Annotated in this window: 15 protein-coding genes and 1 tRNA gene; 8 read left to right on the top strand and 8 right to left on the bottom strand. The window is 72.3% G+C overall.

Annotated elements, in window-relative coordinates; genetic code table 11:
• Nucleotides 1–3 precede the first annotated feature (3 nt).
• Nucleotides 4–2,316, bottom strand: coding sequence for an LLM class flavin-dependent oxidoreductase (locus ACFVAJ_RS07215; protein ID WP_376942614.1), 2,313 nt, complete (start codon nt 2,314–2,316; stop codon nt 4–6).
• A 79-nt stretch (nt 2,317–2,395) separates the two neighbouring features.
• On the opposite strand from ACFVAJ_RS07215, the gene ACFVAJ_RS07220 reads away from it, so the two are divergent.
• The gene (locus ACFVAJ_RS07220) at nt 2,396–2,851 is read left to right on the top strand and encodes a winged helix-turn-helix transcriptional regulator (RefSeq protein WP_376942616.1); all 456 of its coding nucleotides are present in this window, start codon (nt 2,396–2,398) and stop codon (nt 2,849–2,851) included.
• Nucleotides 2,852–2,866: 15 nt separating this feature from the next.
• Here ACFVAJ_RS07220 and ACFVAJ_RS07225 read toward each other — a convergent pair whose 3' ends face one another.
• Complete coding sequence (locus ACFVAJ_RS07225; protein WP_376942618.1) at nt 2,867–3,343, bottom strand: hypothetical protein; 477 nt, start codon at nt 3,341–3,343, stop codon at nt 2,867–2,869.
• Between the two features lie 158 nt (nt 3,344–3,501).
• Here ACFVAJ_RS07225 and ACFVAJ_RS07230 point away from each other — a divergent pair, with 158 nt between their 5' ends.
• Together ACFVAJ_RS07230 and ACFVAJ_RS07235 are read left to right on the top strand one after the other, a co-directional pair.
• On the top strand, nt 3,502–4,377 hold the full coding sequence (locus tag ACFVAJ_RS07230) for a flavin reductase family protein (protein WP_376942620.1): 876 nt from the start codon (nt 3,502–3,504) through the stop codon (nt 4,375–4,377).
• Nucleotides 4,374–5,495 (top strand): NAD(P)H-dependent flavin oxidoreductase, encoded by a 1,122-nt coding sequence (locus tag ACFVAJ_RS07235; protein WP_376942622.1) that lies wholly within the window; start codon nt 4,374–4,376, stop codon nt 5,493–5,495. Before ACFVAJ_RS07230 ends, ACFVAJ_RS07235 begins: the two co-directional genes overlap by 4 nt.
• A gap of 317 nt (nt 5,496–5,812) precedes the next feature.
• On the opposite strand, the gene ACFVAJ_RS07240 is transcribed toward ACFVAJ_RS07235, so the two are convergent.
• Complete coding sequence (locus ACFVAJ_RS07240; protein ID WP_376942624.1) at nt 5,813–6,730, bottom strand: DNA-3-methyladenine glycosylase family protein; 918 nt, start codon at nt 6,728–6,730, stop codon at nt 5,813–5,815.
• Nucleotides 6,731–6,794: 64 nt separating this feature from the next.
• Between ACFVAJ_RS07240 and ACFVAJ_RS07245 the strand changes: the two genes are divergently transcribed.
• Together ACFVAJ_RS07245 and ACFVAJ_RS07250 are read left to right on the top strand one after the other, a co-directional pair.
• A complete protein-coding gene (locus tag ACFVAJ_RS07245) occupies nt 6,795–7,391 on the top strand; it encodes a GNAT family N-acetyltransferase (protein WP_376942626.1) in 597 nt (198 codons plus the stop codon).
• Nucleotides 7,392–7,441: 50 nt separating this feature from the next.
• Nucleotides 7,442–7,975, top strand: a complete 534-nt coding sequence (locus ACFVAJ_RS07250) for a YbaK/EbsC family protein (protein ID WP_376942628.1) — start codon at nt 7,442–7,444, stop codon at nt 7,973–7,975.
• Here ACFVAJ_RS07250 and ACFVAJ_RS07255 read toward each other — a convergent pair.
• From ACFVAJ_RS07255 to ACFVAJ_RS07270, 4 genes are all read right to left on the bottom strand, one after another.
• Nucleotides 7,964–8,419, bottom strand: a complete 456-nt coding sequence (locus ACFVAJ_RS07255) for a DUF2871 domain-containing protein (RefSeq protein ID WP_376942630.1) — start codon at nt 8,417–8,419, stop codon at nt 7,964–7,966. The genes ACFVAJ_RS07250 and ACFVAJ_RS07255 overlap by 12 nt on opposite strands.
• A gap of 147 nt (nt 8,420–8,566) precedes the next feature.
• Nucleotides 8,567–10,078 (bottom strand): SPFH domain-containing protein, encoded by a 1,512-nt coding sequence (locus ACFVAJ_RS07260; RefSeq protein ID WP_376942632.1) that lies wholly within the window; start codon nt 10,076–10,078, stop codon nt 8,567–8,569.
• A gap of 113 nt (nt 10,079–10,191) precedes the next feature.
• Nucleotides 10,192–11,253 carry a hypothetical protein gene (locus tag ACFVAJ_RS07265; RefSeq protein WP_376942634.1) on the bottom strand — a complete coding sequence of 354 codons (1,062 nt, stop codon included), beginning with the start codon at nt 11,251–11,253 and terminating at the stop codon, nt 10,192–10,194.
• A 166-nt stretch (nt 11,254–11,419) separates the two neighbouring features.
• Entirely contained in the window at nt 11,420–11,923 is a 504-nt protein-coding gene (locus tag ACFVAJ_RS07270; protein ID WP_376942636.1) for a CGNR zinc finger domain-containing protein, read from the bottom strand.
• A gap of 143 nt (nt 11,924–12,066) precedes the next feature.
• Between ACFVAJ_RS07270 and ACFVAJ_RS07275 the strand changes: the two genes are divergently transcribed.
• The gene (locus ACFVAJ_RS07275) at nt 12,067–12,900 is read left to right on the top strand and encodes an alpha/beta fold hydrolase (protein WP_376942638.1); all 834 of its coding nucleotides are present in this window, start codon (nt 12,067–12,069) and stop codon (nt 12,898–12,900) included.
• Between the two features lie 70 nt (nt 12,901–12,970).
• Here the strand turns inward: ACFVAJ_RS07275 and ACFVAJ_RS07280 are convergent.
• Nucleotides 12,971–13,054 (bottom strand) — tRNA-Leu (locus ACFVAJ_RS07280).
• 238 nt (nt 13,055–13,292) lie between these two features.
• Between ACFVAJ_RS07280 and ACFVAJ_RS07285 the strand changes: the two genes are divergently transcribed.
• Together ACFVAJ_RS07285 and ACFVAJ_RS07290 are read left to right on the top strand one after the other, a co-directional pair.
• Nucleotides 13,293–14,105: an HAD family hydrolase gene (locus ACFVAJ_RS07285; protein ID WP_376942640.1), complete on the top strand. Its 813-nt coding sequence runs from the start codon at nt 13,293–13,295 to the stop codon at nt 14,103–14,105.
• Nucleotides 14,102–16,615 carry a glycoside hydrolase family 65 protein gene (locus ACFVAJ_RS07290; RefSeq protein WP_376942642.1) on the top strand — a complete coding sequence of 838 codons (2,514 nt, stop codon included), beginning with the start codon at nt 14,102–14,104 and terminating at the stop codon, nt 16,613–16,615. Before ACFVAJ_RS07285 ends, ACFVAJ_RS07290 begins: the two co-directional genes overlap by 4 nt.
• The last annotated feature ends 12 nt before the right edge of the window (nt 16,616–16,627 follow it).

A 16,627-nucleotide genomic window follows, 5' to 3' on the forward strand; every position in this document is an offset into this window, starting at 1 on the left:
GAGCTACTCGACCGGCGCCGCCGGCGCGATGTTCGCGTTGTCGCGGAACAGGTTGACGGGGTCGACCTCGGCCTTGAGCACCCGGAGCCGCGCGAGGGTCGCCGGCGGGAACGCCGCGGCGACGGTCGCGTCGCCCTGCGTCGTCTCGAAGCTCAGGTAGGCGCCCGCGGTGTGCGGGGCGATGAGCTCGTCCCACCGCTCGCTCGTGCGCATGGCCGAGCTGCCGAACGCGACGACCGAGAACTCCGAGGCGCGGTGCGCGAAGGCGGTCGCGTCGGCGGGCACGTCGTGCACGGCCCCGCCGACGGCGCGCAACTGGAAGAAGTAGCTCGCCCCCTCGTCGAGGTACCGTGCGGCGTCACGCGCGAACTCGGGGGTGACCGGGCCGATGAGGCCCGAGCGCGAGGTCGGCTCGCCCTCGGCGCCGTGGCTCTCGTCGCCCGCGTTCGCCATGACGGCGTCATAGGTGGTGAGCCGCACGTCCTGCCCGACGAGCGGGGCGGCGTCGGCGAGCGGCTGCAGGCGTGCGAGCACGGTGGCGGGGTCGTCGGAGTCGATCATCGTCATGACGTTCGCGACGGGCGGCTGCCCGGGGCGTGCCCCGCCCATGATGAGGAAGCTCGTCACGTCGCGCGGCGACTCGACGACCCACCGGCCCCATGCCTCGAGGAACCCGGCGCGGTCGCTCGCGTCGAACGCGAGCTGCGCGAAGCCGACGACGCCGACCTCGTCGACCTCGAACTCGAAGGCGGTGACGATGCCGAAGTTCGCGCCGGCCCCGCGCACCGCCCAGAAGAGCTCGGGATGCTCCGTGGCGTCGGCCCGCACGACCCGGCCGTCGGCCAGCACCAGCTCGACGGCGCGCAGGTGGTCGATGGTGAGCCCGTGCTCGCGGGCGAGGTAGCCGATGCCGCCGGCCGTCGCGAGGCCGCCGACGCCGACGCCGCCGTAGTCGCCCGAGCTGAGCGCCCAGCCGTGCGGGGCGAGGAACGCGGCGACGTCCTTCCAGCGGGCGCCGGCCTCGATGCGCACGCGCCGGCTCGCCTCGTCGAGCACGGTCATGCCGTTCATCCGCGAGAGGTCGACGACGATGCCGCCGTCGTTCGTCGAGCGGCCGCTGATGCCGTGCCCGCCGCTGCGGACTCCGAACGGCACCTCGGGGTGGCTCCCCGCGAAGCGCACCGCGTCGGCGACCTCGGCCGCGCTCGTCGGCTGCATCACGAGCCCGGGGGCGCCGCCCCGGAGGTAGGTCGACTTGACCCGGGCGTAGCCCGCATCGCCCGGCTCGATCGCCCGGGCGGCCAGCGGCGCCGGCAGCGCGTCGTAGTCGATGCCGTCGCGACGCTTCGCCCGCACCGTGGTGCTGCGAATCGGGGCGGCGCCGGCGAGCGAAGTCGGAGCGGAGGCATCCGGTGCGCTGCCGCTCGTGCCCAGTTCGCGGGCGACCGCCTCGCGGAGCCCCGGCGCGACCTCGGCGGCGAAGTGGCGGATGGTGCCGGGGTCGTCGCTCGCGAGGATGAAGGTGCCGATGCCGTCGTCGAGGACGAGGGGCAGCAGCTGCTCGACCCACTGCTCGGCGGGGCCGTCGAGCATGCCGCCGCGGCCGCCCGCGGAGAAGCGACCTCCGACGTTGAGGAGGCGGCGGATCTCGCGCGGGTCGCGCCCGGCGCCGGTCGCCGCTTCGTCGATGGTGGCGTTCGCCAGGGCGAGGTCGCCGGCCTTCAGATAGGCGAGCGAGGGCAGCCAGCCGTCGCCCTTGCGCCCGATGAGCCGGAGCATGCGGGGCTTCAGCGCGCCGATCCAGATGGGGATGTTGTGCGCAGGGGCCGGCCCCCGCTTGGCGCCGTCGATGCGGTAGTAGTCGCCGTCGAGCTGGAACCGGGCGCGCTCGCCCTGATCCCAGACGCCGCGGATGACGTCGATCGCCTCGGAGAGCGCGTCGACGGCCTGTCCGGGCGTGAGCCGGCGTCCGCCCATCGCCTCGATCGCGTCCCAGAAGCCGCCGGCGCCGAGCGCGAGCTCGAAGCGCCCCTCTGAGAGGAGGTCGATGCTGGCTGCTGAGCGGGCGAGCACGGCGGGCGGGCGCAGCGGCACGTTCGCGACGTTCGCCGCGATGCGGATGCGCTCGGTGCGGGCGGCGACCCAGGTCAAGAGCGTCTGCGTGTCGTGGAAGCGCGGCTGGTACGGGTGGTCCTGGAAGGTGACGAGGTCGTAGCCCGCGGCCTCGCTGAGCTCGGCGAGGCGCACCGGCGCCTGCGGCGGGTCGTTCGTCGGGGTGATGAAGGTGCCGAACTCGAGTTCATGGCCGTAGTGCATCGTGCGCGTCCCTTTCCACGTCTCCCCCAGCATGCTGCACGGATGCCTCGGCCGCGCGTCAGGGGTAAGCTGCTTACTTGTGGTAAGCGATGAGAAGCAGCCTGGCATTCCCGGACGCGCGGCCGTCGGCGACGAGCTCGCCGCGCATCGCGCGCGACTCGACGAGCTCGGGCACATCGACGACGAGGCGTGCCGCCGGTTCCAGTCGACGATCGAGTTCGCCGGCCGCAAGTGGAACGGGGCGATCCTGCTCGCCGGCGTCCGCGGCGCACGGCGGTTCTCCGAGTACCGGGCGATGGTGACGGGCATCTCCGACCGCCTGCTCGCGGCGCGCCTGCGCGAGCTCGAGGCCGAGGGCATGATCGAGCGGCACGTGAAGGCGACGACCCCGGTGACGATCGCCTACACGCCGAGCGCGACGGGGCTCCGGCTCATCGAACTGCTGCAGCCGCTCGTCGAGTGGGGCCTCGAGAACGAGGCCCACGGGCCCGGGAATGCAGCGGCCGGGCGCTCGATCGAGCGCCCGGCCGGCTGAAACACGCTCGGCGGGTTACTTGCTTTCGGGCTTCCCGGGCTCGGCGACCTCGGCCTGCTCGGCAGCGGGCTCGGCGGGTGCCGCGGGCGCCTCGGCGGCGGCCTCGGCTGAGGGCGCCTCGGCGGCTTCGACGGGCGCGACCGCGGCCTCGACGGGCTCGTCGTCGAACGAGTCGTCCTCGTCGAACTCGACCGGCGCCGCGGCATCCGACTGCGAGGCGCGACGCGCGATCGACCAGGCGACCGCCTGCGTGGCGGCGGCGATGACGATGGCGAGCGCGCCGACCGCGATCAGGAGGCCGCCGACGGTCGTGCCCGTCTGGGCGCCGAGGTAGGCCGCGTAATCCTGCGACTGCGCCGTGTACAGCTCGACCTGCGACGCGTTCGACGTGTTGAGCAGCCAGAGGCCGACGCCGAGCAGGGCGAGGGCGGCGACCCAGGTGCCGATCAGCGGCAGGTTGGGCAGGGCGCGGGTCGGGGTGTTCGAGGTCACAGTCGTCCTTCGGGTCGGGTGCGGCGCGGCTCGCCGCCCTGACGACCGTAGGGGACGAAGGTATGCGTTGGCTATGCCTCTCCCGTGAAGGGTGTCACAGAGCCGCGGTCGGCCACGGGCGGGCGTAGCGTGAGGGCATCCGCAGAGAAGGGCGCACGATGGATGCCGAGACCTCCGACCACCTCGTGATCGAGCCGAGTGTCCTCTACGTCGGCACGCCGGTCTATCTCGTGGTCACCGAGAACGCCGACGGCACACCGAACCTCGCACCCGCCTCCTCGCACTGGGCGCTCGGCCGCATGCTCGTGCTCGGGCTCGAGGCCGACGGGCAGACCGCGGCGAACCTCGCCGAGCGTCCCCAGCTGACCGTGAACTTCCCGGCCGCGGCGCAGTGGCGCCGCGTCGAGCGGCTCTCGGCGGTGACCGGCCGCAACCCGGTGCCCGAGGCGAAGGCCCGGCAGTACCGCTTCGAGCCGCGCAAGTTCGAGCTCGCCGGGTTCACGACGACACCCGCCGAACTGGTGTCGCCGCCGCGCGTGCGCGAGGCGCCGCTCCAATTCGAGGGCGAGGTGCGGCGCATGACCCCCGGCGTCGACCCCGGCTACTTCATGGTCGAGGTCGAGGTGGTGCGGGTGCACGCGCTGCCCGAGCTCGTCGTGCCCGGCACGGATCACATCGACCCCCACGCCTGGCACCCGCTCATCTACAGCTTCCGCCACTTCTACGACCGCGGCGAGCACGTCGGATGGACCCGCAAGTCGCCCATCGCGCCCGGCCCGCCGAACACCGACGAACCTGAACGGGATGTCCCCTCGGCTCCCGTTCCCTCGGCCTCGCCGGCCTCGGCGGCCTCCCCCCTCGACGAGCTCGACCGGTGGGCGGGCTTCGGCGGCACCTGGGCGCTCCGTCAGCTCGACGCCGACGGGGCGATCGTGAGCCTCTGCCGCTGCGACGGCGGCGAAGAGGTGTCGCGCATCGTCTCGGCCGACCCCGCCTTCCTCGCGTGGGCCGCCCGGCAGGAGCTGCAGCCGTGAGCCCGCAGGGGGCTGCTCGCCCGGCCGATCCCGCACCCGTGCTCTCGACGCCGTGGTCGACGTCGCTCGGGCTCACCACCCCGATCGTCAGCGCGCCGATGGGCGGCGTCGCGGGCGGCCGCTTCGCGAGCGCGGTGTCGCGGGCCGGCGCCCTCGGCATGATCGGCATGGGCAGTACGGGATCGGCGGCGAAGCTCACGGCGCAGCTCGCCGAGCTCGAGCGGGCGGGGCACGATCGCGCCGGCACGCCCTTCGGGATCGGACTCGTGCACTGGGGCGTCGAGCGCGATCCTGCGCTGCTGGAGGTCGCGCTCGAGGCGCGCCCGGCACTCGTCTCGGTGAGCTTCGCCGAGCGATTCGAGTGGGTGGAGCGCGTGCACGGGACGGGCGCCCTCGCGGCGACGCAGGTCTACACGGCCGCCGAGGCACTGGTCGCGGCCGACGCAGGGATCGACGTCGTCGTCGCCCGCGGATCCGACGGCGGGGGCCACGGCGACCCGCGCATCGGCACGCTCGCGCTCCTCGACGCCGTGCTCGACGCGATCGCGTCGCGCGGGTTCGCCACGGACGGCGCTTCGGCCCCGGGCGACGATGCGAGGTCGCCCGGCGGTTCGACCTCGGACGGCACGGTGGTGCTCGCGGCCGGCGGCATCGGTTCGGGCCGCACGCTCGCCGCCGTGCTCGCGGCGGGCGCCGCCGGCGCGTGGATCGGCACCGCGCTCTCCGCCTCGACCGAGACGCTCTCGCCGCCCGCGGCGCTCGAGGTGCTCCTCGCCGCGACCGGCGACGACACCGTGAACACGACTGCGATCGACGCCGCACTCGGGCTCCCCTGGCCCGAGCGGTTCCCCGAACGCGTCATCCGCAACGGCCTCGTCGACGAGTGGCTCGACCGCGTCGACGAGCTGCGTACGGCGGCGGTCTCGGCCGACGGCACCGACCTCGTCGCGCTGCGCGCCGCGATCGTGGCGGCGAACCGCGACGGCGATCACGCGCTCGTGCCCGTCGATGCGGGTCAGGGCGTCGGTCTCCTGCGCGAGTCGCGCCCCGTCGCCGAGGTCGTCGACGAGTTCACGCGCACCGCCGCCGCGCTGCTGCGCCGCCCGCACGGCGCCTAGCGCAGGCGGGCAGACGTTCCGCCGGTGGTCCGAGACCTCACGCCGCGCCCATCGCCCGCGCTCGACCCGGTGCCGCGCCCGCTCACCCGACGGCGGCATACCGATCCGCCACGGATCGCCCCGGGTCCCCGGGGCGGGTTCCCCTTCAGCGACGGCGGTATCGGAGTACCGAAGTACCGGAGCGCCGAGCAGGGCAAACCCTCCCGGACTACCGCAGGAGTCCGCGGATCGGTCGGCCGACGACCGCCCGATGCCCGATCGAGGGCAACCGACACGGGTCCGAGCGCACCGCGGTGGTCGGCGACCGTCATGGGCGCTCAGATGCTCCGATGGTCGACGAACGGCATCCGCGGGCCGCGACGCGGTCGACCCCGAACCCCCGCCGCGCCGAGCAGCCGCACCACGCGGTAGCGATGCCCCGCCCACGGCACGAGTGCTTCGAGCATCTCCTCGTCGCTCATGTCTCGCCCGGCGAGCGCATGGCCGATGTAGTTCGCGAGGTGGTAGTCGCCGACCGACACGGCGTCGGCGTCGCCGAGGGCGCGCTGCGCGACCTCCGCGGCGGTCCACGGCCCGACGCCCTGCATGAGGGTGAGGCGCGCCGCGGCATCCGCCTGGCTCATGCCGACCGCCTCTTCGAGGCGCCGTGCGTGCCGTGCCGCGTTCTGCACCGTCGCCGCCCGACGGGGGTCGACGCCGGCCTTGTGCCACTCCCAGCTCGGGATCGCCCGCCACTGCTCGGGGCTCGGCACCACGTGCATCGGCCGGGGTGTCGGCCCGGGCGCGCGAGTGCCGAAGCGGGTGACGAGCCGACGCCACGAGTCGTGCGCCTGCAGCGTGATGACCTTCTGCTCGAGGATCGACGCGGCGAGCGCCTCGAAGACCTGTGCCGTGCGCGGCACGCGCAGCCCTGGGTTGCGGCGGTGGGCGTCGTCGAGGACCGGGAGCAGCGGCACGAACCCGCTCGGGTCGTCGCGCTCACCGAGCAGTTCGGGCGCCTGCGCAACCGCGGCGCCCGCGCCGGCCCCCCACCCCTCGCACCGCAGCAGTCCGCCCGGCAGCTGCCGCAGCCGGACGGTCGCATCGCCGTCGACGGTGCGCACCGCGCGCCACACGGCGCCCGCCTGATCGAGCTGGAACGACGGGTCGCCGATGCCCCGGCGCAGGCTTCCGAGGGTCTGTCTGAGATCGGTCGGATGCCGCGGCCGCCACTCGAGGGCATGGTCGGCGATCACCGCACCAGTGTGCCGCACGCGGCTGACAGCGGCGGGGGTGCGCCCGTCGTGCGACGATGAACCCGTGCACCTCCGACTCGCCGACGACGCCGACGTCCCCGCCATCGCCGCCACGCTCGCCCTCGCGTTCTCCGACGACCCCGTCTGGGGCCCCGTGCTGCGCCGTCCTGACGGCGACACGAGCCATCTCGAACCGTTCTGGCGCCGCTTCGTCGAGGGCGCCCTGCCCTACCGGACGGTGTGGGTCGTCGACGACGGCGACGCGGTCGCGGTGTGGCTGCCGTCGGGCGAGCCCGAGATGACCGAGCAGCAGTTCGCCGAGCTCGAGGCCATCGTCGCCGACCGGCTCGACACCGCACAGCGGCAGGCGTTCGACGGACTGATGGAGGCGTTCGAATCGAACCATCCGCACGACGAACCGCACATGTACCTGAGCCTGCTCGCGTCGAACCCGGCTCGACGCGGCGAGGGGCTCGCGCAGCGCATGCTCGCCGAGAACCTGCGGGCCTTCGCCGCCGACGGCCTCCCGGCCTACCTCGAGTCGACGAACCCGGCGAACGACCGCCGCTACGAGCGGGCCGGGTTCCGCGCGGTCGGCGGATTCACCTCGTCCCTCGACGGCGCCCCGATCACCACCATGTGGCGCGCCCTCGACGCCTGAGCACACCGCCGTGGTCATCGCCGGGGCATCCGCCGTACCCTGAGACGACCATGCGCTTCGGAACCCTCGAATTCAGCCCCGCCGTCGACCACCCCGAGCTGCTCGCGGCACCGACGGCGACGGCCCTCGCCGACGCCGACCCGAGCGACGCCCTCGTCGCGGCGATCGACCCGGGCCTCGCCGACACCGCCGCGTTCTGCGCCCACTACGAGATCTCGCCGGCCGACGGCGCGAACTGCGTCATCGTGCAGGCGCGGCGCGGCGAGCGCACCTGGTACGCCGCGTGCCTCGTGCGCGGCGCCGACCGGCTCGACGTCAACGGCGCCGTGCGCCGGCACCTCGACGCCCGCAAGCTGTCGTTCGCCCCGATGGACCAGGCGGTCGAACTGACGGGGATGCAGGTCGGCGGCATCACGCCGGTCGGGCTGCCGGCAGACTGGCCGATCCTCGTCGACGAATCGGTCGCCTCGCATGAGCGACTGATCATCGGCAGCGGCACGCGCGACGCGAAGCTGCTCGTCAGCGGGGCCTTCCTCGCCTCCTCGGCGAACGCCGAGGTGCTGCCGATCGCGCTACGCGGCTGAGGCCTCGACGGCCTTCGCGGCCTTCGCGGCGGCGCTCGCCTCGACGACACGGCCGCGGAGCGCGAGGAACAGCAGCACCATGCCCGCGGTCACCACGATGTGCCCGAGGCCCGCGATGCCGGCGATGGCGGCCGTCGACTCCTCGCCGAGCACGGTGAGCGTGCCGTGCACGATGAGCATCGCCGAGGTCAGCACGACGCCTGCGTTGTAGACCCAGAAGAACCAGCCGAACAGCGGGCTCCTCGACAGCTCGAACACCTTCTCGAGCACGAGCACGATGAGCAGCACGATGAAGCCGAGCGTCAGCAGGTGCGTGTGCGCCAGCCCGAGCTGCGTGAACTCCCCCTCGGGGAAGTCGTGCGACTTCGTGAGTTCGCGGTAGTACAGCCCCGACGCCACCCCGACGACCATGTAGGCGAACGCGGCGTAGAACAACTTGAGCATGACGATTCCTTCCGACCGTCCTCCCAGCATGGCCGGATGTCTGGGCGCGCCGCATCGAACGAACGGTTGAACCGGCGGCGACACGACGATGCCGAGCGCCCGACGGGGGCGCTCGGCATCGTTCGGTGCGGACGGGGCCGCGACCGGTCAGGACTGGGTCGGCTCAGCAGCCTCGTCGAGCTGCGACTGCAGTCCCTCGAGCCGGTCGGCGATCGGCGAGATCGCCTCGGAGACGCCCACGCCGACGCTCGCGCCGATTCCGGCGGCGATGTCCGACCCGTCGCGCTCGGAGGCGCGCGCAGCCGCACCACCGGCGGCGGCGCCGCCGATGATCGACCCGAGGAGCTCACGGAGGCCGACGCCCATGGTCGAGCTCAGCATCGCGTCGACCTCGGTGATGCCCGAGACGGCGTTCTTCGCGAGCTGCGAGGCGCCGTCGGTCGAGACGACGGTGAGCTGGTCGATGTTCGACATCGGCGCGGCGAGCTCGCGGGCGATGAGCGGCAGGGCGTCGATGACGCGCATCTGCAGCAGCGCCTCCGACTGCTGGGCGACGGCCTCGGCCGCGGCCTTCGTGGCGGCCGCCTCGGCGGCACCCTTCGCCTGGATCGCGTCGGCCTCGGCGAGACCCTCGGCCTTGAGCGCCTCGGCGGAGGCGGTGCGGGCGATGCGGTCGGCGTCGGCGGCGATGCGCACGGCCTCGGCGGAGGCCTCGGCCTCGACCTTCACCTTGTACGCCTGCGCGTCGGCGACGGCCTTGACCTCGGAGTCGAGCTCGGCGGCGCGCAGCGCGGCCTTCTTCTGCGCGGTGATCTCCTGCTGGGCCACGACCTCCTGCTGCGAGAGCGCCTCGGCGAGCGGGCGGGCCGCGGCGGCCTCGGCCATCGCCTTGTCGGTCTCGCGCTGCAGCGCGGCCTTGCGCTGGGCGAGCTCGGCTTCGCGCTCGGCGACGGTCTGCTCGGCGGCGATCACGGCCTCGCGGGCCTCGCGCTGCGCGACGGCCTCGGCGATCTCGGCCTGCTTGCGCACCTTCGCCTGCTCGGCGCGGCCGAGGTCGTCGATGTAGCCGTTGGTGTCGGAGATGCCCTTGATCTCGAACGAGTCGACGTCGAGGCCCTGGTTGACGAGCGACTCGCGGGCGACGCCGAGCACCGCGGCCGAGAGCTCGTCGCGGCGGTTGATGATCGTGAGCACGTCGGTCGCGCCGATCGAGGCGCGCAGCGAACCCGAGAGCACCTCCTGCGCGAACATGTCGATGTTCTTGTCCTGCCCGAGGAACCGCTGCGCGGCGGCGCGGATGGATGCGGCGCTGTCGCCGACCTTCACGATCGCGACGGCGTCGACGTGCACGGTGATGCCGTTGTTGGTCTGCGCCTCGGCGCGGATCTCGATCGCGCGCGAGCGCAGCGAGATCTTGTGGGCCTTCTGGAAGAAGGGCATGATCCACACGCCCTGGCCGTGCACGACGCGCTGGCCCGATTCCTCGGTGTCGACGCCGTCGACGACGCGGCGGCGCGAGCGCTTGCCGGTGACGACGATCGCCTCGTCGGGCGAGACGTTGCGGTACAGCACCTTCGCCCAGATCCACAGGATGATGGCGGCGATGACGACCAGTGTGATGATGCCGATGATCGGGGCAGCGGCGAAGAACTCGAGCACGGGGTTCCTTCGTTCGGGTGGGTTCGGGCAGGGCTCCGCTCAAGGATGTCGGGCCGCACGCCCCGGCGCAATCATTCCGAGGTACTGGATGGCCCGTGCCGCTCCTGCCGCCGTCAGAGCGCCTTGCTCGACACGGCCTGGAGCTCGACGCCGAGCTTCGCGTGCCAGTCGCGGATCACCTGCTGCTGCGCACCGGTGCACGCGGTGCCGTAGCCGATGTTGACGTCCCAGTACTCGTAGTCGCTCGTCCAGATGCGGTGGTCGAGCTTCCATCCGTCGAGGAAGGTGAGGGCGTAGCAGTCGGCCATGACCTCGTCGTCGCCGTCGAACGCCTCGAGGGCGTCCCGGGTGGCCGAGGGGTTCGTGATCTGGAGAACATGCGCGAACTCGTGGTACGCGATGCCGGTGCGGAGTTCGTCGTTCATGTAGGGCACCGCGTTCGCCGCCGCGTCGAAGTGCACGAGGTACGGGTCGTCGTGGAAGACGCATGCGAGCAGGTCGCCGTGGTCGCCGTCGTCGTCACCGTCCGCGCAGAGCGTCTTCGCGTCGTCGATGACGGAACTCACGAAGCCGCCCGAGAGGCGGTCGATGACGGCCTCGTAGCCCGAGCCGCTCGCGTTCGACCCCGCCTCCTTCTGCGCCTCGTTCCAGCGGGCATCGAGGTCGGCCGCCGCCTGCTCGACGGCGCGGGTGTCGCTCGCGACCGCGTCGGCGTCCCAGCGGTGCGCCCACGCCTGCACGGCGAGACGCCGATAGTCGTCCCACGGGACGACCGAGGCGGTGAGCGTGCTGTCGAACCTGGCGGTCGATTCGAGCAGCGCGTTCATCGCCTCGCCGAAGGTCTCCTTCTCGTCGATGAGCTCGCGCTGCTGCTCGAGTTCCTGCTCCTGCTCCGAGATCCGGTCCTGCGCGGCTTCGAGTTGGAGGAAGAACCAGACGCACCCGGCCACGGCACCCGCGAGCGCCACGCCCAGCAGCGAGATCGCGACGATCGAGCCCCACCGCCGACGTCGCGGAGGCGCCACGGGCGCCTCGGGCGCCTCGGGCGTCTCGGGTGCCGCGACATGTTCTCCGACGGCATCCCGTCCCGCCGGCTCGGGCGCGGTCGGGTGCCCGTCGCCGGACTCGGCGCTCGGGAGGCGGACGCCGTATCTCGGCGGTGCGGGGTCGGTCACTCATCACCTCTGGCAGGGTCGATGCGCCTTCGGGAGCGCACCGGGGACGGTCGGGCGATCCATCCAAGCACCTCGAGGATCGGCACGCCGCGGTCGATCCCGAATCGTGATCGAATTTCGGGGAACCGTGTTCGACCTCGGACCGACCAGGGCGGGAGCCTCAGCCTCAGACGGCCGCCTTCGCATAGTGCCGACGCGCCTTCTCACGGTTGCCGCAGGTCTCCATCGAGTGCCAGCGCCGGGCGTTCGCTCGGCTCGTGTCGATGAAGAAGTGCTGGCAGTCGGGGGCGGCGCACGGCCGGATGCGCGAACCCGTCGGCGACTGCAGCGCCGCCCACTCCCGGATGGCCGCACCGCCGACCCGACGGCCCTCGCCGTCACGATCGCGCCAGACGAGCCCGCCGTCGTCGGCGAGCTCGGGCCGACGGGCCATCTCGGCGAGCCAGGGCCCGAGCACATCGGGTGAGCGGGTCCCGCGAAGCACGCCGACGAGCGCGTCGCGCACCTCCCGCGCATCGGCGAGGTCGGATGCCTCGGCGGGAGCCCCGTGCGCGAGCAACCAGGCCGCTCCGCGCACGTCGTCGAGCTCGTCGTCGACTCGGTCGCCGTAGACGAGGCGCGAGTTCACCAGGTCGAGCAGCAGCCCCGCGGCCGCGGTCGGTTCACTCATCGGGTCTCCTCGGGATTCATCCGGTCTTTCCCTGATTCTAACTTGCGTGGAATAGCAATGGGGTTATAGCGTTGCATCCACCAAACCTAACCGGATTCAATGGATCTTCCAGTTAGAAACGAACGGGAAGCCAGGAGGGCGCCATGTCGTACATCACCGTCGGAACCGAGAACTCCCAGAACATCGACCTCTACTACGAGGACCACGGCTCGGGCCAGCCCGTCGTGCTGATCCACGGCTACCCGCTCAGCGGCGCGTCATGGGAGAAGCAGTCGGCCGCCCTCCTCCAGGCCGGCTACCGCGTGATCACCTACGACCGCCGCGGCTTCGGCAAGTCGAGCCAGCCCACCACCGGCTACGACTACGACACCTTCGCCCACGACCTGAAGGTGGTGCTCGAGACGCTCGACCTGCGCGACGTCGTGCTCGTGGGCTTCTCGATGGGCACCGGCGAGCTCGGCCGCTACCTCGGCGCGTACGGCGGCGAGCGCATCGCGAAGGCCGCCTTCCTCGCCTCGCTCGAGCCGTTCCTGCTCCAGACCGACGACAACCCGACCGGCGTTCCGGCCGAGGTCTTCGCCGGGATCGAAGCCGCCGCCAAGGCCGACCGCTACGCCTGGTTCGACGACTTCTTCCAGAACTTCTACAACCTCGACGAGACGCTCGGCAGCCGCATCAGCGAGGCCGCCGTGCGCGGGAGCTGGAACACCGCGGCGAGCGCCTCCTGGTTCGCCTCGTCGGCCGTCGTGCAGTCGTGGCTCACCGACTTCCGCGACGACATCGCGAAGGTCGAGGTGCCGAGCCTCATCCTGCACGGCACCGCCGACCGCATCCTCCCGATCGACGCGACCGCCCGCGAGTTCGTCAAGCGACTCCCGTCCGCCGACTACGTCGAGATCGAGGGCGCCCCGCACGGCCTGCTGTGGACGCACGCCGACGAGGTCACCGAGGCGCTGCTCGCCTTCCTCGCGAAGTAGCGATTCCGCGGCCCCGCCCCCGGAACGACGAAGAGCCCCCGCGACTGCGGGGGCTCTTCCATTCGTGTTGTGCGCGAGGGGGGACTTGAACCCCCACACCCTTGCGAGTACTGGCACCTGAAGCCAGCGCGTCTGCCAATTCCGCCACTCGCGCATGTGTGGTCGCACCGAAGTGCGTCCAGCCACGAGAGCCTAACATCTCGCGCGCCACAACTCCATTCGAGGCCGCGGTCACCCCGCCTGCGACTCGTCGCGCAGCCGAGCGCGAGCCGACCGAACCCTTGGCAAACGCTCCGAGTCGGGCCGACACCTCGCGCCGGCCCGCCGCCCGGGAATAGCATCGAAACCCGGGTACCGGCGCCCACGACCGATGCGACGAAAGGAGCGCCCACGTGACCCACTCCCCCGACGAGCGACTCGACCTCAGCGGCATCCGCGGCTGGCTCTTCGACCTCGACGGCGTGCTCACGCCCACGGCGACCGTGCACATGCACGCCTGGGCGCGGCTGTTCACCCCGTACCTCGAGCAACATGGCGCGGCCCCGTACACCGAGGCCGACTACTTCGCCCACATCGACGGCAAGCCCCGGTACGACGGGGTCCGCAGCCTGCTCGCGAGTCGCGGCATCCGGATCGACGAGGGAGACGTGAGCGACGCGCCCGAGCTCGAGACCGTGCACGGCCTCGGCAACCGCAAGAACGCCGCCTTCAACGAGACCCTGGCCGACGAGGGCGTGGCCGCGTACCCGGCGAGCGTCGCGTTCCTCGACGCGGTGCAGGCGGCCGGATGCCACGTGGCCGTCGTCTCGAGCTCGAAGAACGCGCCGGCCGTGCTCGCCGCGGCGGGCATCGCCGATCGCTTCGAGGTCGTCGTCGACGGCGGCTACGCCGCGGCCGAGCGCCTGCCCGGCAAGCCGGCGCCCGACACCTTCGAGCGGGCCGCCGAGCTGCTCGGACTGCCGACGACCGCGTGCGCCGTCGTCGAGGACGCCGAATCGGGTGTGCAGGCCGGCGCGGCCGGCGACTTCGGGCTCGTGGTCGGCGTCGACCGCGGGGTCGGGCGCGGCACGCTCGAGCGCCTCGGCGCCGACGTCGTCGTCGACGAGCTCGACGAGCTGATCCCCGGCATCGCGACCTCCGCCGGAGATGCGACGGCCGGAGCCCCCGCAGACCGAGCCCCCGCAACCGGAGAGGACGACGCATGAGGTTCGCCGACACCGACCCGCTGAACCGCAGCCGCTTCCCGGTCGACGAGTGGGCGCTCGTCGAGACCGAGTTCGGCGACGCCGACATGGGTCGCACCGAGACGCTCTTCGGCGTCGGCAACGGCTACCTGGGCCTCCGCGGCAACGTCGAGGAGGGCCGCGACGGCCACATGCACGGCACGTTCGTGAACGGGTTCCACGAGACGTGGCCGATCCGCCACGCCGAGGAGGCGTTCGGCTTCGCCCGGGTCGGGCAGACCATCGTGAACGTGCCGGATGCGAAGATCATCCGGCTCTATGTCGACGACGAGCCGCTCGTGCTCACCGAGGCCGAGCTGCGCTCGTACGAACGCCGGCTCGACTTCCGCCTCGGCGCCCTCAGCCGGTCGATCGAGTGGCGGACGCCCGCCGGCAAGCGCGTGCTCATCACGAGCCGCCGCATGACGAGCTTCACCGACCGCCACCTCGCGGTCATCGACTACGAGGTCGAGCTGCTCGACGCCGATGCGGCGGTGACGATCTCGAGCCAGATCCTCAACCGGCAGGACGGCCGCGACGAGTACCGCAGCGGCGTGACGCAGACGGCGGCGGGCGCCTTCGACCCGCGCCAGGCCGAGCAGTTCACCGAGCGGGTGCTGCAGCCGCGCGTGAACCGCGCCGAGGACGGTCGCTACGTGCTCGGCTACCAGTGCACCAACTCGGGCATGACCCTCGCGGTCGGCGCCGAGCACCAGATCACGACCGACAACCCGTTCACCGAGACGGGCACGATCGGCGACGACCTCGCCAAGCACGTGTACCGGGTGCACGCGAAGCAGGGCATGCCGATCCGCATCACGAAGACGGTGAGCTACCACACGGCACGCAAGGTGCCGGCGCGCGAGCTCGTCGACCGCTGCGACCGCACCCTCGACCGCGCGGCCGAGCTCGGCACGGGCGAGCTGTTCGCGCAGCAGCGTGCCTGGCTCGACGACTACTGGGCTCGGTCCGACGTCGAGATCGAGGGCGAGCCGGTGCTGCAGCAGGCGACCCGGTGGAACCTCTTCCAGCTCGCGCAGGCGACGGCGCGCACCGACGGCGGCGGCGTCGCCGCGAAGGGCGTGAGCGGGTCGGGCTACGGCGGGCACTACTTCTGGGACAGCGAGGTCTACGTCCTCCCGTTCCTCAGCTACACGACGCCGATCGTCGCGCGCAACGTGCTGCGGTTCCGGCAGCGCATGCTCGACGCCGCCCGCGCGCGGGCGCTCGAGCTCAACCAGCTCGGGGCGCTCTTCCCGTGGCGAACGATCAACGGCCAGGAGTCGAGCGCGTACTACGCGGCCGGCACCGCGCAGTACCACATCGACGCCGACATCTCCTATGCCCTCTGCCAGTACGTGGCGGCCACGGGCGACGAGGAGTTCCTCGCGCGGGGCGCGATCGACATCCTCGTCGAGACGGCCCGCATGTGGGAGGACCTCGGGTTCTGGCGTTCGAACGCCGACGACGTCTTCCACATCCACGGCGTCACCGGCCCCGACGAGTACACGACCGTCGTGAACGACAACCTGTACACGAACGTGATGGCGCGGGCGAACCTCGCCGCCGCGGCCGCCGCGATCGACACCCTGCAGGTGCACGACGCCCCCGGCTACCACCGGCTCGTCGAACGGCTCGGCGTCACGCCGGCCGAGGTCGCGAGCTGGCGGCGCGCGGCGGCGCACATGCACATCCCCTTCGACGAGCAGCTGGGCATCCACCCGCAGGACTCGGCGTTCCTGCAGAAGGAGCTGTGGGACCTCGAGAACACGCCCGACGACCGCCGGCCGCTGCTGCTGCACTACCACCCGCTCGTGATCTACCGCTTCCAGGTGCTGAAGCAGGCCGACGTGGTGCTCGCGCTGTACCTGCAGGGCGACCGCTTCTCGGCGGAGGCGAAGCGGGCGAACTTCGAGTACTACGACCCGCTGACGACGGGCGATTCCACGCTGTCGGCGGTGGTCCAGTCGATCATCGCGGCGGAGGTCGGGTACCACGAGCTCGCGATGCGGTACTTCCGCTCTGCGCTGTTCGTCGACCTCGCCGACCTGCACCACAACGCGGCCGACGGCGTGCACGTGGCATCCACCGGTGGCGTCTGGAGCGCGCTCGTCTCGGGCTTCGGCGGCTTCCGCGACCACGGCGGGCGGTTCACCTTCGATCCGCGCCTGCCCGACGGGTGGTCGCGGCTCACCTTCCGGCTGACGCTCCGCGGCACCCGGCTGCGCGCCGAGCTCGAGCCGGGGGGCATCACCTTCACGGTCGAGGAGGGCACCGGCGCGACGGTCTCGGTGCGCGGCACCGAGGTGACGATCGCGGCGGATGCCCCGGTGACCGTGCCGCTCGACGGGCAGGGCCCGCGCAGGCACGGCTCGCCGACGATGCGGGATGTCACGGGCACCAGGCGGGCGGACGGTACCCTGCTGACGGCATCGATCCCGACCCTGTCGCTCGACGCCGACGACATCGAAACGGTCATCCCGATCGACTGATCCGGGGTGTTG

This window comes from Agromyces sp. NPDC057679 (assembly GCF_042799635.1).
Lineage (GTDB): Bacteria > Actinomycetota > Actinomycetes > Actinomycetales > Microbacteriaceae > Agromyces.

Coding starts and splice junctions, on each gene's coding strand:
- ACFVAJ_RS07290 (WP_376942642.1), top strand. CDS start 14,102: ATGAGGTTCGCCGACACCGACCCGCTGAACCGCAGCCGCTTCCCGGTC.
- ACFVAJ_RS07230 (WP_376942620.1), top strand. CDS start 3,502: ATGGATGCCGAGACCTCCGACCACCTCGTGATCGAGCCGAGTGTCCTC.
- ACFVAJ_RS07250 (WP_376942628.1), top strand. CDS start 7,442: ATGCGCTTCGGAACCCTCGAATTCAGCCCCGCCGTCGACCACCCCGAG.
- ACFVAJ_RS07270 (WP_376942636.1), bottom strand. CDS start 11,923: ATGAGTGAACCGACCGCGGCCGCGGGGCTGCTGCTCGACCTGGTGAAC.
- ACFVAJ_RS07275 (WP_376942638.1), top strand. CDS start 12,067: ATGTCGTACATCACCGTCGGAACCGAGAACTCCCAGAACATCGACCTC.
- ACFVAJ_RS07255 (WP_376942630.1), bottom strand. CDS start 8,419: ATGCTCAAGTTGTTCTACGCCGCGTTCGCCTACATGGTCGTCGGGGTG.
- ACFVAJ_RS07215 (WP_376942614.1), bottom strand. CDS start 2,316: ATGCACTACGGCCATGAACTCGAGTTCGGCACCTTCATCACCCCGACG.